Origin of the sequence: Streptomyces sp. NPDC015131, from assembly GCF_043079975.1 — a bacterium.
In the GTDB taxonomy this organism is placed as follows: Bacteria; Actinomycetota; Actinomycetes; order Streptomycetales; family Streptomycetaceae; genus Streptomyces.
The window spans coordinates 431,006-445,630 of the sequence record NZ_JBIBVB010000007.1; the positions used below are offsets into that span (position 1 = coordinate 431,006).

General features: G+C 76.3%; 11 protein-coding genes. 7 read left to right on the forward strand and 4 right to left on the reverse strand.

What is annotated here, in order from left to right; all coding sequences use genetic code 11:
• The first annotated feature begins 282 nt into the window (after positions 1 to 282).
• From ACF08D_RS27665 to ACF08D_RS27680, 4 genes are read left to right on the forward strand one after another with little or no spacing between them, the layout of a single operon-like run.
• Positions 283 to 1,452 (forward strand): glycosyltransferase family 4 protein, encoded by a 1,170-nt coding sequence (locus ACF08D_RS27665; RefSeq protein WP_392226292.1) that lies wholly within the window; start codon positions 283 to 285, stop codon positions 1,450 to 1,452.
• Positions 1,449 to 2,612, forward strand: coding sequence for a glycosyltransferase (locus tag ACF08D_RS27670; protein WP_392226294.1), 1,164 nt, complete (start codon positions 1,449 to 1,451; stop codon positions 2,610 to 2,612). Before ACF08D_RS27665 ends, ACF08D_RS27670 begins: the two co-directional genes overlap by 4 nt.
• Positions 2,609 to 3,769, forward strand: a complete 1,161-nt coding sequence (locus ACF08D_RS27675; RefSeq protein WP_392226296.1) for an SGNH/GDSL hydrolase family protein — start codon at positions 2,609 to 2,611, stop codon at positions 3,767 to 3,769. Before ACF08D_RS27670 ends, ACF08D_RS27675 begins: the two co-directional genes overlap by 4 nt.
• Positions 3,766 to 7,371, forward strand: a complete 3,606-nt coding sequence (locus tag ACF08D_RS27680; protein ID WP_392226297.1) for a hydantoinase B/oxoprolinase family protein — start codon at positions 3,766 to 3,768, stop codon at positions 7,369 to 7,371. Before ACF08D_RS27675 ends, ACF08D_RS27680 begins: the two co-directional genes overlap by 4 nt.
• Here the strand turns inward: ACF08D_RS27680 and ACF08D_RS27685 are convergent.
• From ACF08D_RS27685 to ACF08D_RS27700, 4 genes are read right to left on the reverse strand one after another with little or no spacing between them, the layout of a single operon-like run.
• A complete protein-coding gene (locus ACF08D_RS27685) occupies positions 7,347 to 8,249 on the reverse strand; it encodes a biotin-dependent carboxyltransferase family protein (protein WP_392226299.1) in 903 nt (300 codons plus the stop codon). The genes ACF08D_RS27680 and ACF08D_RS27685 overlap by 25 nt on opposite strands.
• Positions 8,246 to 8,878, reverse strand: a complete 633-nt coding sequence (locus ACF08D_RS27690; protein WP_392226301.1) for an allophanate hydrolase subunit 1 — start codon at positions 8,876 to 8,878, stop codon at positions 8,246 to 8,248. The genes ACF08D_RS27685 and ACF08D_RS27690 overlap by 4 nt, the downstream gene beginning before the upstream one ends.
• A complete protein-coding gene (locus ACF08D_RS27695) occupies positions 8,875 to 9,639 on the reverse strand; it encodes a LamB/YcsF family protein (protein WP_392226303.1) in 765 nt (254 codons plus the stop codon). Before ACF08D_RS27695 ends, ACF08D_RS27690 begins: the two co-directional genes overlap by 4 nt.
• A 31-nt stretch (positions 9,640 to 9,670) precedes the next feature.
• Positions 9,671 to 10,996 (reverse strand): MFS transporter, encoded by a 1,326-nt coding sequence (locus tag ACF08D_RS27700; RefSeq protein WP_392226305.1) that lies wholly within the window; start codon positions 10,994 to 10,996, stop codon positions 9,671 to 9,673.
• Between the two features lie 149 nt (positions 10,997 to 11,145).
• On the opposite strand from ACF08D_RS27700, the gene ACF08D_RS27705 reads away from it, so the two are divergent.
• The 3 genes from ACF08D_RS27705 (at position 11,146) to ACF08D_RS27715 (ending at position 14,596) form a co-directional block, all read left to right on the forward strand.
• On the forward strand, positions 11,146 to 11,874 hold the full coding sequence (locus ACF08D_RS27705; RefSeq protein ID WP_392226307.1) for a GntR family transcriptional regulator: 729 nt from the start codon (positions 11,146 to 11,148) through the stop codon (positions 11,872 to 11,874).
• Between the two features lie 141 nt (positions 11,875 to 12,015).
• Positions 12,016 to 13,542 (forward strand): hypothetical protein, encoded by a 1,527-nt coding sequence (locus tag ACF08D_RS27710; RefSeq protein ID WP_392226309.1) that lies wholly within the window; start codon positions 12,016 to 12,018, stop codon positions 13,540 to 13,542.
• 160 nt (positions 13,543 to 13,702) lie between these two features.
• Positions 13,703 to 14,596: a hypothetical protein gene (locus tag ACF08D_RS27715; protein WP_392226311.1), complete on the forward strand. Its 894-nt coding sequence runs from the start codon at positions 13,703 to 13,705 to the stop codon at positions 14,594 to 14,596.
• Positions 14,597 to 14,625: the final 29 nt, after the last annotated feature.

Sequence of the window (14,625 nt, forward strand, 5' to 3'; positions counted from 1 at the left end):
GTCACGGGGGACCTCGCGGGCCCACGGCCCCCGCGGGCGCGAGCGGGTCGTCCATCCGTCCAGCCGCGGCCGTACGACCGGAGCGCGGATCCGGGGCGTGCACGCGGCGCATGACGGACCCGCGCGGCGCGCGATCACGGCGCCGGCTCGCGCGGGCGCGCGACCGCAGCGTCCGGCCGGGGGCATGTGACGCGGCGCGCGCGGGCAAACGCTCACGGGACGTTTCCCGCACGGACAGATCCAAGTCGGCGCGGCCACTCCGGCGGCGACGAGAACACCCGTATGCGTGTCGTCATCGTCACCGAGTCCTTTCCCCCCGACATCAACGGGGTGGCGCACTGCGCCCTCCAGACCGCCCGGCACCTCGCACTGCGCGGACATGACCCGCTCGTCATCGCCCCCGCCACGCCCTCCGCCCCCGCGCTCGGCGCCGGCGACGGCTCCGGTGTGTTCCACGGCTCCGGCGGCGCCGCCGGGCCGCCGTGCCCGGTCGTCCGCGTCCCCTCCCTGCCGCTGCCCGGCTACCCCCAGGTCCGGGTGGCCCTGCCCAGCCGGCGGCTGTCCGCCGCCGTGGCCGCGCACCGGCCCGACCTGGTCCACCTCGCGAGCCCCTTCGTGCTCGGCGCCCGGGGCATGGCCGCCGCCGCCCGGCTCGGCCTCCCGGCGGTCGCCGTGTACCAGACCGACCTCGGCGGCTACGCCCGCACCTACGTCGGCGCCGGAGAGGGCGCCGCCTGGCGCAGGCTGCGCGCCGTCCACGGCGCCGCCGACCGCACCCTCGCGCCCTCCACGGCCGCCGTCGCCGACCTGGAGCGGCACGGCGTGCGGCGGGTACGGCTCTGGCCGCGCGGGGTCGACACCGGCCGCTTCCGCCCCGGCCTGCGGGACGCGGCGCTCCGCCGGGAGCTGGCGCCCGGCGGCGAGGTGCTCGTCGGGTACGTCGGACGGCTCGCGCCCGAGAAGCGGGTGGAGCTGCTGGCCGGGGCGTGCGGCCTGCCCGGCGTACGCGTGGTCGTCGTCGGGGACGGACCGAGCGAGGGCGCGCTGCGGACCGCCCTGCCCGGAGCCGTCTTCCTCGGCCGCCGCACCGGGGACGACCTGGCCCGGATCTTCGCCTCGCTCGACGTCTTCGCGCACACCGGCCCGTACGAGACCTTCTGCCAGACCGTGCAGGAGGCCATGGCCTGCGGCCTCCCGGTCGTCGCGCCCGCCGCGGGCGGCCCCCTCGACCTGGTGGACCACGGGCGCACCGGCCTGCTCGTCGCCCCGCACGACGCGGACGCCCTGCGGACGGCCGTGGCCGCGCTCGCCGCCGACCCCGCCCTGCGCGCGGCGTACGGGCACGCCGGGCGGGACCGGGTGAACGGCCGGACCTGGGAGGCCGTCGGCGACCTGCTCCTCGGCCACTACGGCGACGTCCTGCGCGAGCGGCGGACGGCGGTGGCGGCATGAGCCTGCGCATCGTCCGGCTGGCGAACTTCGTCACCCCCTCGTCCGGCGGGCTGCGCACGGCCCTGGACGAACTGGGCCGGGGGTACGCCGCCGCCGGCCACGAACCGGTCCTGATCGTCCCGGGCGACGCCGCGGACGACCGCGTCACCCCCCAGGGCCGCGTGATCACCCTCCCCGGCCGCGTCCTGCCCGGCACCGGCGGCTACCGCGTCCTGGCCGACCGGGACCGGCTCCGCCGGCTGCTGGAGGAACTGTGCCCCGACCGCCTGGAGGTGTCGGACCGCACCACCCTGCGCTGGACCGGCGAATGGGCCCGGCGCGCCCGGGTGCCCGCCGTGATGGTCTCCCACGAGACGGCGGACGGCGTCCTGCGCACCTGGGGGATGCCGGGCCGCGCCGCCGCACGCGCCGCCGACCGGCTCAACCGCCGCAGCGCGTGGGCCTACTCCCGGATCGTCTGCACCACCGAGTGGGCGGAGCGCGAGTTCCTCCGCGTCGGGGCGCGCAATGTGGTGCGCGCGCCCCTCGGGGTCGACCTGCGCCGGTGCCGGCCGGGGCGGCGCAGCGACGCCCTGCGCGCCCGGTACGCGCCGGACGGCGGCGTCCTGCTCCTGCTCTGCTCCCGCCTGTCGGTCGAGAAGCGGCCCGCGACGGCCGTGGACGCCCTCGCGCGGCTGCGCGCCCTGGGCGTCCCCGCGACCCTGCTCGTCGCGGGCGACGGGCCGCTGCGGAGCGGCCTGGAGCGCCGGGCGCGCGGATCGGCCGTCCGGTTCCTGGGACATGTGGCGGACCGCGGCGAACTGGCCGCGCTCCAGGCGTCGGCGGACGTCTGCCTGGCACCCGGCCCGGCCGAGACCTTCGGGCTGTCCGCCCTGGAGGCCCTCGCCTGCGGCACCCCGGTCGTCGCGAGCGCGGCCTCGGCCCTCCCCGAGGTCGTCGGCGGCGCCGGAGTGGCCGCCCTGGACACCCCGGGGGCCTTCGCCGACGCGGTGGTCCACCTGCTGGCCCGGCCGGAGGGCAGGCGGCGCGCCGAGGCCCGCGCCCGGGCGGAGCTCTTCGGCTGGGACCTGGCCGTGGCGGCGTTCCTCGCGGCGCACGATGCCCCCATGCGCCCCGCCCCGGCGCAGGCCGCCCCCGCGCTCCCGGAGGTGCCGGCATGACCCCCGGGACGCCGCTGACACCCCCGCCCTCCGGGGCGGCGTACGGCCTCACGCCGGTGCCGGTGCCGGTGCCGGTCCCCGGTCCGGCGCCCGTACGGCCGTCCCCGCCGGCGTACGACCGGAGCGCGCCGGCCACCGGACACGAAGGGGCGCGGCGGTTCGCCGCCCTCGGGGACTCCCTCACGGCGGGCGTCGGCGACCCGGTGGGCGGCGGCCTCCGGGGGTGGGCCGCGCTCCTCGCGGAGGGGCTCACCCAGCCGGACGGCACCGCCGTGCGGTTCCGCAACCTCGCGGTGAGCGGCGCCCGCGCCAGGGACGTCGCCGAGCGGCAGCTCCCCGAGGCCCTCGCGTACCGCCCCGACGTCGCCTCGGTCGTCGTCGGGGTGAACGACACCCTCCGCAGCGCCTTCGACATCACCGAGGTGGCGCTCGCCCTCGACCGGGTCTGCGGCCGGCTCGCCGCGCAGGGCGCCGTCCTCCTCACCGCCTGCCTGCCCGACCCCGGCGCCATGCTGGGCCTGCCGCCACCGCTGGCCCGCCCCCTCGCCCGCCGCCAGCGCCAGGTCAACGCCGTCGCGCATGCCCTGACCGCCCGCCACGGCGCCGTCCACCTGCACCTGGCCGACTCCGCCTGGGTCGCCGACCGTGCCCAGTGGAGCGCCGACCGGCTGCACCCGGGGGAGCGCGGCCACCGGACCATCGCCGCCCGGTTCCACACCCTGCTCGCCGACCGCGGCCTGGCGCACGGAGCCGCGCCCGCCCGTGAACCGGGGCAGCCGCCGCCGACCGCCGCCGACACCGCGCTCTGGCTGGCCACCGCCGGGACCGGCTGGCTGCTGCGCCGCTGCCACGACCTGCTGCCGCAGCTCCTGCGGCTCGCGGGGGCGGAGACGGTGCACTGGGCGCGCGGCACCGGCGCACGGCTCGACCTGCACGCCGAGACCGCGCTGGCGGCCGCCCTCGCCGCCGTAACGGGACCGCCGCACGGGCCGGTACGCGTATCGCCGCCCGCCCCCGTACGCGTACCCATGCCGCCCGGCGCGCCGCCCGCGCCCGTACACGTCCCCGCGCCACCGCCCGTCCCCGTGCCGGTGCAGCGGAGCGGGCCCGGCGTCCCCGTGCCGGGGGAGCCGCCGCTTGCCAGAATGGGGGAGTGACCGGGCGCTGGGAGTTCTGGATCGACCGGGGCGGCACCTTCACCGATGTCGTGGCCCGCCGCCCCGACGGGCGCGTGGTCACCCGCAAGCTGCTCTCCCACGACCCGGCGCGCTACGACGACGCCGCCGTCGCCGGGGTGCGGCTGCTCCTCGGGCTCGGCCCGGACGAACCGGTACCGGCCGACCGGATCGCCTCCGTCAAGATGGGCACCACCGTCGCCACCAACGCCCTGCTGGAGCGGCGCGGGGAGCCCACCGTGCTGCTCGTCACCGAGGGCTTCCGCGACGCCCTGCGCATCGCCTACCAGAACCGCCCCCGGATCTTCGACCGCCGCATCCTGCTCCCGGAGGCCGTCTACGACCGGGTCGTCGAGGTCCCCGAACGGGTCGACGCCCACGGCACCGTCGTCCGCCCCCTCGACGACGACGCCGTCCGCGCGCGCGTGGAGACGGCCCGTCAGGACGGCTTCCGCAGCGCCGCCGTCGTCCTCCTGCACGGCTACCGCCACCCCGCCCACGAGCTGCGCGTCGCCGAGGCGGCCCGCGCGGCCGGCTTCACCCAGGTCAGCTGCTCCCACGAGGTGAGCCCGCTGATCCGGCTGGTGCCGCGCGGCGACACCACGGTGGTGGACGCCTACCTCTCGCCGATCCTGCGCCGGTACGTCGACCGGGTCGCCGCCGAACTCGCCGGGGTACGGCTGCTGTTCATGCAGTCCAGCGGCGGCCTGCGGGAGGCCGCCCACTTCCGCGGCAAGGACGCCGTGCTGTCCGGCCCGGCGGGCGGGGTCGTCGGCATGGCCCGTACGTCCGAACAGGCCGGGTACGGACAGGTGATCGGCTTCGACATGGGCGGCACCTCCACCGATGTGTCGCACTACGCGGGCGAGTTCGAACGGGAGCTGGACACCCGGGTCGCCGGGGTGCGGATGCGCGCGCCCATGATGAGCGTCCACACCGTCGCGGCCGGCGGCGGCTCCGTCCTCCACTTCGACGGGCAGCGCTACCGGGTCGGCCCCGACTCCGCCGGCGCCGACCCCGGGCCGGCCTGCTACCGGCGCGGCGGCCCGCTGACCGTCACCGACGCCAATGTGATGCTCGGCCGCGTCCAGCCCCGGCACTTCCCCGCCGTCTTCGGCCCCGCCGGGGACCAGCCGCTGGACACCGGGGTGGTGCGCGAGCGGTTCACCGCGCTCGCCGGAGAGGTACGGCGGCACACCGGCACCGCCCCCACCCCCGAGGAGGTCGCCGCGGGGTTCCTGGAGATCGCCGTCCTCAACATGGCCAACGCCGTCAAGAAGATCTCCGTCCAGCGCGGTCACGACATCACCCGCCACGCCCTCACCAGCTTCGGCGGCGCCGGCGGCCAGCACGCCTGCGCCGTCGCCGACGCCCTGGGCATCGACACCGTCCTCGTACCGCCGCTCGCCGGGGTGCTGTCGGCGTACGGCATCGGGCTCGCCGACGCCACCGCCATGCGCCAGCAGTCCGTCGAGGCCGAACTCGACGACGCCGCCCACGCGCGCGTGACGGCCCTCTGCGCCCGGCTCGCCGACCGCACCCGCGCCGAACTGCGCGCGGACGGGCTGCCCGACGACGCCATCACCACCCACGCGCGCGTACTGCTCCGCTACGCCGGCACGGACGCGACCCTGCCGGTACCCCTCGCCCCCGCCGGACGGATGCGGGAGGCGTTCACCGCCGCGCACCGCGCCCGGTACGCCTTCACCATGGACAAACCGCTGGTCGCCGAGGCCGTGTCGGTCGAGGCGGTGGGCCGGTCCGGCGACCGGGAGCCGGCCCGCACCGGGCAGGCCCCGAGGGAGGGCCCCCCGCGCCCGTACGCCACCGTCACCGTCCACGTGGACGGCACCCCCACGGACACCCCCCTGTACCGCAGGGACGACCTCCGCCCCGCCGACACGGTGACCGGACCGGCCGTCGTCGCCGAGGCCGACGCCACCACCGTCGTGGACGACGGGTGGCGGGCCCGGGCGGCCGAAGAAGGGCACCTCATCCTCACCCGCGCCCGCCCCAGGCCGCCCCGTACCGCCGCCGGCACCGACGTCGACCCGGTCCTCCTGGAGGTGTTCAACAACCTCTTCATGGCGATCGCCGAGCAGATGGGCGTACGGCTGGAGAACACCGCCCACTCCGTCAACATCAAGGAACGGCTCGACTTCTCCTGCGCCCTGTTCGACGCCGACGGCAACCTGATCGCCAACGCGCCCCACATCCCCGTCCACCTGGGCTCCATGGGCGAGTCCATCAAGGAGGTGCTGCGCCGCAACGGGGACACCATGCGGCCCGGCGACGTGTACGCGATCAACGATCCGTACCACGGCGGCACCCACCTGCCCGACATCACCGTCGTGACCCCCGTCTTCGGCCCGGACGGCGGCCCGCTGCGCTTCCTCGTCGCCTCCCGGGGCCACCACGCCGAGATCGGCGGCATCACCCCCGGCTCCATGCCGGCCTTCAGCCGCAGCGTCCACGAGGAGGGCGTCCTCTTCGACAACTGGCTCCTGGTCCGGGACGGACGGCTCCGCGAGGCCGAGACCCGCCGGCTGCTCACCGAAGCCCCCTACCCCTCCCGCGACCCGGACACCAACCTCGCCGACCTGCGCGCCCAGATCGCCGCCAACGAGAAGGGCATCGAGGAACTCGCCCGCGCCACCGACCGGTTCGGCCTCGACGTCGTCCACGCCTACATGCGCCACGTCCGCGCCAACGCCGAGGAGTCGGTCCGCCGCATCGTCGCCACCCTCCACGACGGCACCTGCCGGTACGAGACCGACGCCGGCGCCGTCATTCAGGTCGCCGTCCGCGTCGACCGCGAACGCCGCCGCGCCGTCCTGGACTTCGCCGGCACGTCACCGCAGCAGCCCGGGAACACCAACGCGCCCCGGTCCGTGGTGATGGCCGCGGTGCTGTACGTCTTCCGCACGCTCGTCGACGACGACATCCCCCTCAACAGCGGCTGCCTCGAACCGCTGGAGGTGCGGGTGCCGGAGGGCTCGATGCTCGCCCCCGCCCACCCGGCGGCCACCGTCGCGGGGAACGTCGAGACCTCCCAGGCGGTGACCGGCGCCCTCTACGCGGCCCTCGGCGTCCAGGCGGAGGGCTCCGGCACCATGAACAACGTCACTTTCGGCAACGACCGCGTGCAGTACTACGAGACCGTGGCGAGCGGGTCCGGCGCCGGAGACGGGTTCGACGGCGCCGACGCCGTGCAGACCCACATGACCAACTCCCGCCTCACCGACCCGGAGATCCTGGAGTGGCGCCACCCGGTCCGCGTCGACGCCTTCTCGGTACGGGACGGCAGCGGCGGGCGCGGCCGGTGGCGGGGCGGCGACGGCGTCGTCCGCCGCATCCGGTTCCTGGAGCCCATGACGGTCACCCTCCTCACCGGCCACCGCAGGATCCCCCCGTACGGGATGGCCGGCGGCGCCCCGGGCGCGCTCGGCGAGAACCGCGTGGAGCGCGCCGACGGCACCGTCCATCGCCTGGCCGGCGTCGACGTGGTGGAGGTGGCGCCGGGGGACGTCCTGGTCGTCGCCACCCCCGGAGGCGGCGGCTACGGCACCCCGCGCGACCCCTGACCGGTGACGGCGAACCGGACCGGGGTGCCTGGCACGGCCTGCGCCGCCGCCGCGAGGTCCCGCTCCCGGACCACGGCCACCACCGGGTAGCCACCGGTCGTGGGATGGTCCGCGAGGAACACCACCGGCTGCCCGTCCGGCGGCACCTGCACGGCGCCCAGGACCATGCCCTCGCTGGGCAGCTCGCCCGGCACGGCACGCTCCAGGGGCGGGCCCTCCACCCGCAGGCCGATGCGGTTGCTCGCCGGGGACACCCGGTACGCGCGCGTGGCGAAGGTGCGCAGCGCCCGCGCGGTGAACCAGTCGTCCCGGGGGCCCTGCCGCACGCCCAGCACCAGCTCTCCGGGCGGGCCCGGCCACGGCACGGCGTCCGGGACCGCCCCGTGGCCCCGGCCGGGTGCCCCGGCGGGCGGCGGGCCGAGCGGGAGCACGGCGCCGTCGCGCAGGGGCGCCGGGCCCAGCCCCGAGAGCAGGTCCGTGGAGCGGCTGCCGAGCACCGGCTCGGCGGCGACGCCCCCGGCGAACGCCACGTACGACCGCAGGCCCCGCACCGCCGCCCCCACCTCCAGCACGGCGCCCGCGGGGACCCGCACCGGGGCGCCCCACGCTGCCGGGCGGCCGTCCACCCGGACCGGGCAGGGCGCGCCGCCCACGGCGACGGTCACCGCGCGGCGCGGGCGCACCGCGCAGCCGTCCAGCGTCGTCTCCAGCACGGCCGCCCCGGGCCCGTTGCCGACCAGCCGGTTGGCGAGGGCGCTCGCGTACGGGTCGAGGGCGCCCGACCGCGGGACGCCCAGGTGCGCGTGCCCGGGGCGCCCCCGGTCCTGCACGGTGGTGAGCGCCCCGGCCCGTACGACGGCGAAGGCCCGGTCGGTCATCGGCGTCCGCCCTCCGGCCCCCGGGCGACGAACCGGACGCGGGTGCCCGGCGCGAGCAGCGCGGCCGGCTCCCGGGCCGGGTCCCACAGCACGGCGTCCGTCGTGCCGATCAGCTGCCAGCCGCCGGGCGAGGTGCGCGGGTACACCCCGGTGTACGGGCCGGCCACGGCGACCGCGCCCGCCGGGACGGCCGTGCGCGGAGTGTCCCGCCGGGGCACGTGCAGGGCGGGCGGCAGCCCGGTCAGATAGCCGAACCCGGGCGCGAACCCGCAGAACGCCACCCGGAACTCCACGCCCGCGTGCGTCCGGGCCGCCTCACCGGGCGTCATGCCCCAGCGGGCCGCCACCTCGGCCAGGTCGGGCCCGTCGTACCGGACGGGGATCTCCACCGCCGGGTCCACGCGCGCGTGGAGCGGGCCCACCTCCCAGGCGGCGACCAGCGCGGCCAGCGCCCCGGGGTCCTCGACCCCGTCGAACAGCACGGTCCGGGCGGCCGGTACGACCTCCGTCACGGCGGGCAGCGCCCCGGCCGCCCGGCGGCGGAGCACCTCGGCGTGGAACGCCTCCGTCTCCTCGCCGCTGCCCAGCTCGACGAGCAGACCCCGGTCACCCACCGGAAGGGTCCTCATACGAAGGCCCCCACCCGCACGCCGGAGGACTCCAGGGCGGCCCGCACACGGCGCGCCAGATCCACGGCGCCCGGGGTGTCCCCGTGCAGGCACAGCGACCGGGCACGGACGGCCACCGGGCGTCCGCACCGCGAGGTGACCGTCCCGAACCGGGCCATGGCCACGGACCGTTCCACCACGGCCGCCGGGTCGGTGAGGACGGCGCCCTCCTCACCGCGCGGCACCAGGGTGCCGTCCGGCGTGTACGCGCGGTCGGCGAACGCCTCCGTCACGACCGGCAGCCCGGCCTTCTCCGCCGCCTCGTGCAGCCGCGACCCGGGCAGCCCCAGCAGCGGCAGCCGCTCGCCGGTCAGCAGGACCCCGTCGACCACGGCGGCGGCCTGCTCCTCGTCCCGTACCACCCGGTTGTAGAGCGCCCCGTGCGGCTTCACGTACGACACCCGCGCCCCGGCCGCCCGGGCGAACACCCCCAGCGCGCCGATCTGGTAAGCCACTTCGGCGGCCAGCTCCTCATGGGGCACGTCCATGGAGCGCCGACCGAAGCCGGCGAGGTCGCGGTAGGAGACCTGGGCGCCGATCCGCACCCCGCGCTCGGCGGCCAGCGCGCACACCCGGCGCATGGTGGCCGCGTCCCCGGCGTGGAAGCCGCAGGCGACATTGGCGCTGGTGACGACGGACAGCAGCTGCTCGTCGTCGGTCAGCCGCCAGCGCCCGAAGCCCTCTCCGAGGTCGGCGTTGAGGTCGATCGAGGCCCAGGTCACGGTGGTGTCTCCCGTCGTTCGCGCGTATCCGTCAGACCAGTTCGCGGCCGCGTGTCTCCGGCAGGCCGAGCAGGGCCAGGACGGCGATGCCGTACCCGACCGCGCCGAAGACCAGTGCCCCGCCCACGCCCCAGCTGTCCGCGAGGAAGCCCACCAGGGTGGGGAAGAACGCGCCGGCCGCCCGGCCGGTGTTGTACGTGAAGCCCTGGCCCGTGCCCCGTACCGCCGTCGGGTACAGCTCGGCCAGGAACGAGCCGAACCCGCTGAAGATGGCGGACATGCAGAAGCCGAGCGGGAACCCCAGGACCAGCACGAGACCGTCGGCCCCGGCGGGGATGTTGGTGTACGCCACGATGCACACCGCCGAGAGGAAGGCGAAGACCACGATGTTCCGCTTCCGCCCCAGCCGGTCGGTGAGGTAACCACCCGTCAGGTACCCGAGGAACGCCCCGGATATCAGGAAGGCCAGATAGCCGCCCGTCCCGACGACGGTCAGCCCCCGGTCCTCCTTGAGGTACGTCGGCACCCAGGTGGCCAGCGTGTAGTAGCCGCCCTGCACTCCCGTGGACAGCAGGGTGGCGAACAGGGTCACGCGCAGCAGCCCGGGCCTGAAGACGGCGGCGAAGGAGCCGCGTTCACGGCTCGACCGGCGTACCTCGGCGGCGCCCGGCGCGTCCTCGACGTTCCGGCGGACCCAGATCACCAGCAGCGCGGGCAGGGCGCCCGTCCAGAACATCACCCGCCACGCGGTGTCCGGGTCGAGGAAGTGGAAGACCAGCGTGTAGACGACGACCGCGAGCGCCCAGCCGGCCGCCCAGGCGCTCTGCACACCGCCGAGGGTGCGGCCCCGGTGCCGGGCGGACGCGTACTCGGCCACCAGGATCGCGCCGACCGCCCACTCGCCGCCGAAACCGACACCCTGGAGGGCGCGGAAGACCAGCAGGGTCTCGTAGTTGGGGGCGAAGCCGCACAGGACGGTGAACAGGGCGTACGTGATGACCGTGATCATCAGCGCCTTCACCCGGCCGATCCGGTCGGCGAGGATGCCCGCGAGGACACCGCCGAGGGCGGAGACCACCAGGGTGACCGTGGTCAGCAGCCCGGTCTGGCCGCCGCTCAGGCTGAAGTAGGCGGAGATCGCCACCATGCTCAGCGGCAGCGTGAAGAAGTCGTACGAGTCGAGGGCGTAGCCGCCGAACGCGCCGCCGAAGGCGCGCCGGCCGCGCGGACCGAGGGCGCGCAGCCAGCCGAACGCGCCGGATTCGTCGGCCGGTCCGGTCGTTCCGGCGGCTTGAGCCGGCCCTGTGGGTCCGGTCGGTCCGGTCGGGGAGGTGTGCGGGGACTTGGTCGTGCTCATCTGCACCTCGCAGAGGAGAGCGGGAACCGTTGCGGTGCCCCCAAGGTAGGGATCGTTCAACAATCCGACAAGAGGTTCGTCCCCTCGTTCTCGTCCGCCTTTCCTTCTACGATGAGCCGGGCGGGACCGGCGGAGGAGAAGAGGGCGCTGTGGGGACAACGGGCTCCGGGGACGAGCGGGCCGGCGGACTGGTGGACGACCGGGCGCTGCTGGGGCGCACGAGCACGGCGGAGCGGGTGGCGGACATCCTGCGCACCCGGATCGCCGAAGGCTTCTTCCCGCCAGGGACCCGGCTCTCCGAGGACGGCATCGGCGGCGCGCTGGGCGTCTCCCGCAACACCCTGCGCGAGGCGTTCCGGCTGCTGACCCGTGAGCGGCTGCTCGTGCACGAGCTGAACCGCGGGGTGTTCGTGCGGGTCCCGGCCGTCGATGACGTGGTCGACATCTACCGCACCCGCCGGCTCGTCGAGTGCGCGGTCGTGCACGACCTGGGCGAGCCGCCGTTCGCGCTGGACGGGCTGGTCCGGGCGGTGGGGGAGGGGGAGCGCGACGCGCGGAAGGGCGACTGGACGGGCGTGTCCACCGCCAACATCCACTTCCACCGCGAGCTGGTCGCCCTGGCCGGCAGCGACCGCACCGACGAGCTGATGCGCGGGGTCCTCGCCGAACTCCGGCTGGTATTCCACCTGGTGGACGACGCGCGGGCGCTGCACAAGCCGTATCTCCGGAGGAACCGGGAGATTCTGGACGCCCTGCAGGCGGGGGAGCGCACCAGGGCGGAGCAGCTCCTCGTGGCTTACCTCGACGACTCGCGCGAGCAGTTGGTCCGGGTTTATACCCAAGTGTTCGAAGGTGGCCGGGAAGCCGGCACCGGCTGAGGCCCCGGAGCGGCCGCCCGTCCCCGGCCTCCTGCCCGGCCGCCCGCCGGCCCGCGCCGCCCGTGCCCCGCAGCGCGGGCCCCCGGCGGGCCATCTGCGCCGTTTCGACCGTTGTCAGTGCGAGGACCTAATCTGTGCAGCGTGACTTCGCCTGCCTCGACGGAATCCGTTCCGCCCCAGCTCAGCGCGGGGCCGCGGCCCGCGCAGGGCCCGGCCGCCGACGAAGGGCTCGCGCGGCGGCTCCGCGCGCTCGCGTGCACCGCGCCCCTGCACGACCTGGACGCCCGCAAGGCGAACCTGGCGGGGGAGTACACCACGTACGCGATGGCCGAGGTCGCCCTCGCCGCGATCGACCTCGTCACGCTCAACATGGACTTCGACACCGGCGCCGACCACGAGCAGATCGTCGCCCGGCTGCTGCCCCGCGTCGCCGCCCAGGCCCCCGCGCGCCCCGCCGCCGAGCACGAGCGCGTGGCCCGCTGGGTCATGGAGAACCTGATCAACGTCGGCAGCGTCGACCGCGGCTTCCGCGCCGTGTACGGCACCTTCGGCGCCGACGGTGTCTATGTCCGCCGGGACTACGACTTCAAGCTGATCGAGGAAGTCCCCGGCTACGGCGGCAGCGTCTACCTCCGCACCACCGACGAGGCGGTCAACGTCCTGGTCGGCGCCCTCGACACCGACGTCACCAGCGCCCAGATCGCCGCCGAGGTCAAGCTGGAGGTGCTCATCAGCCGGGGCAGGCTCGCCGACGCCCAGCTCGCCGCGGAGCAGGCCCGCTACCGCACCGTGCAGTACGCGGAGACCCTCCGCAAGACCCTGGAGGCCACCCGCCGCAATGTCCGGGCCGTCGACTGGCTCGGCGCCGTGCCCGACATGATCGACGAGGCCCTCGACCACGTCGCCGACCGGTACCGCCACGAGAACGCGATCCTCACCAACATCCGCAAGGCGCGGGACGAGGCCGAGGACCAGGAGCACAAGCGCCGCGCCGCCGAGCTGGTCGACATCGTCAAGGACTGCATCCGCCGCCACACCCAGCTGCAGTCCCGACTCCTGGAGGCCGGCCCGCTGTTCCGCGCCGAGCAGGACCGGCAGGCATTCTCCCAGCCCGCCGCGCGTGTGGGGCTCGATCTGTACGGCCAGCTCGTCGCCCCCGTCCTGCCGCTGCCGCTGGAGCGGGCGATCACCGTCACCGACGCGTTCTTCGCCCGGGGCACCGGCCTGCGCGCCCCCGGCTCGGTCCGGATGGGGGACCTGGTCGACCTCCTGCTGACCCCGCCCGTGGAGCGCGAGCACCTGGGCGCCGAGATGCCCGAGCCGGACCTGATCGCCACCCCCGACGACAGCCGGTTCAGCGAGCAGCAGCTCGCGAGCGCCATGGAGCTGCTCGACCTGGAGCACGACGCGCCGCGCCGGCTGTCGGGACTGCTCGCCGAGGCCCGCGCCCGGGACCCCGAACTGCCCTATCTCGTGGCCCTGCTGGCGGTGCACGCGGCGAGCCCCCCGGTGGGCACGGCCTACCGGCAGGGCGAGGAGCGGCTGCTGTTCGCCGTGGACGACGGCACCGAGCTGGACGACCCGGAGTTCGGCGGCGCCGACCTCATCGTGGGCACCGCCCTGCTGGACGCCGCCGGCATGGCCGCCGACCGGACGGACGCCGCATGACCCCGGAGCCCCGCGCCCCCGGGCCGCCCGCGACGCGCGTGCCCCGCCGCCCCTGACCACCCGCCCCGGCCACGACCCCTACCCCGCCCCGACGGCCCCCGCCCGCACCGGCCCACCCGGCCACGACCCCCCACCCCACCCGCACCGAGGAGCACCAGCCGTGACCGACCACCACGCCGAGCACACCGACGCGTGGAGCGAGCCGGACACCCCCCGGCCCGCCGCACCCGGCGCCGTCACGCCCGCCGACGCGGCCGACGCCGCCCGGCTGGTCTCCTTCGGGCTCCAGCCCAAGCTGCTCCCCGCCCGCGACGCCGAGTACGCCGACCTGCTCCGCCGCTACCGCGAGGAGCCCGCCTTCGCGCGCGTGGCCGACGCCGTCGCCACCGGCCTCGGCCTGGTCGTCCTGGAGGTCTCCCCGCGCGCGGGCATGGCCGTCACCGCCGCCGAGGACTCCGTCTTCGCCGTCCGCATGGGCGAGTACGCCCGCCGCGCCTCCACCGACGCCGGCGACCGCTTCCTGCACGGCCTCGCCCACCTGGCGGTCGCCGCCATGGCGTTCCCCCGCCCCGAGGACCTCGCCGACGACGGCTACATCGGCCGCATCACCGTCAACGGCGTCGACGCCTTCGTACGCCAGGCGTGCCGCCGCCTGGAGGAGCGCGCCGAGGAGCAGGGCGAGAACACCGACCCGATGACCGACGCCCCCGGCCTGGAGGCCGCCTGGCGCATCTACGCCCGGCGCAGCGCCACCGGCGCCACCAAGGACGCCCGCCGGCTCGCCGGCTCCACCACCGGCATCATCGGCAAGGCCGTCGCGTTCCTCACCGACTCCGGCTTCCTCCAGCGCACCGGCGACGAGGGCGGCGGCTCCTACCGCACCACCGCCCGCTACCAGCTCCAGGTGCGCGACATGGCGGGCAGCGCCGCCCTAGCCGAACTGCTGGAGCTGGGCGTCGTCCCGGTCACCGACGGCTCCGCCACCCTCCTGCCGCCGCCCGAGGGGGACGACCTGGAGCTGGCCGCCGACGCCGGCCTGCCCTTCCACGCCTGACCCGCGCCGCACACCGCACACCACAGCAC

Bases quoted from the DNA above. Each gene is read 5' to 3' on its own strand.
- ACF08D_RS27665 (WP_392226292.1), top strand. From the start codon at position 283: ATGCGTGTCGTCATCGTCACCGAGTCCTTTCCCCCCGACATCAACGGG.
- ACF08D_RS27670 (WP_392226294.1), top strand. From the start codon at position 1,449: ATGAGCCTGCGCATCGTCCGGCTGGCGAACTTCGTCACCCCCTCGTCC.
- ACF08D_RS27675 (WP_392226296.1), top strand. From the start codon at position 2,609: ATGACCCCCGGGACGCCGCTGACACCCCCGCCCTCCGGGGCGGCGTAC.
- ACF08D_RS27685 (WP_392226299.1), bottom strand. From the start codon at position 8,249: ATGACCGACCGGGCCTTCGCCGTCGTACGGGCCGGGGCGCTCACCACC.
- ACF08D_RS27690 (WP_392226301.1), bottom strand. From the start codon at position 8,878: ATGAGGACCCTTCCGGTGGGTGACCGGGGTCTGCTCGTCGAGCTGGGC.
- ACF08D_RS27700 (WP_392226305.1), bottom strand. From the start codon at position 10,996: ATGAGCACGACCAAGTCCCCGCACACCTCCCCGACCGGACCGACCGGA.